Genomic DNA, 734 nt, shown 5'->3' on the forward strand with positions numbered 1-734 from the left:
GTCCCCGCCTCGATAGTGCCGAACGCCACCTCGATGTCGCGGTCCGTGACGCGGCGGTCGAGGGTGCCGCGGACCTCTTGGATCTCGACGCCGAGGGCCTCGGCGACCATGCGGATCTGGCCTTGCCATTCGCCGGCGATCGCCCCGGGAAATGAGATCCACGGCTGGTAGTCGAGCGGTCGGCCGAATCCCAAAGCGTCGCTCATGATGTCGGAAACACCGTAGTCGTCGTACAGGCCTATCTCGTAGGCGTGGATCTTCTCGATCTGCGACGACTGTGTGCTCAGCACCAGCGGTAGGTAGTCGGCGACGAAGCCCGGCTCGATCCCCGAGGCGTACAACGAGACCTGGCCCTCCTTGGCGGCCGCGGACAACTGGTCGCGCCACTCGACCGGTTCGTAGGCGTGGGGGTTGACCAGGCGGGTGGTGCTGGTGGTCACCACGTTTATCCCTGCGCTGAGCAGCCTCACATAGTCCGGGACGGCCAGCGCATCACGTTCCGGCCCGCTGGCCGAATAGATGACACAATCGGGTTTGAGCCCGATCAGCGCATCCGCATCGGTGGTGGCGGCCACCCCGATCGGCTGCCCGTTGGCGAGTTCACCCGCGTCCTTGCCGTCCTTCTCGGGGGAGTGCACCCACACCCCGACGAGATCCAGGTCGGGCCTGCTCCGGATCGCATCGATCGCGATCGACCCGACGCCGCCCGTCCCCCAGACCACGGTTCTCAGCGG

The 734-nt window shown here is 66.6% G+C and carries 1 protein-coding gene; it reads right to left on the reverse strand.

The window, feature by feature from the left end:
• Positions 1–731, reverse strand: a 731-nt coding sequence (locus A5698_RS05480) for an NAD(P)H-dependent amine dehydrogenase family protein (protein ID WP_068294164.1), incomplete at its 3' end; no start/stop codon positions are given.
• Positions 732–734 lie beyond the last annotated feature (3 nt).

Source organism: Mycobacterium sp. E136, from assembly GCF_001666865.1.
Taxonomy (GTDB): Bacteria; Actinomycetota; Actinomycetes; order Mycobacteriales; family Mycobacteriaceae; genus Mycobacterium.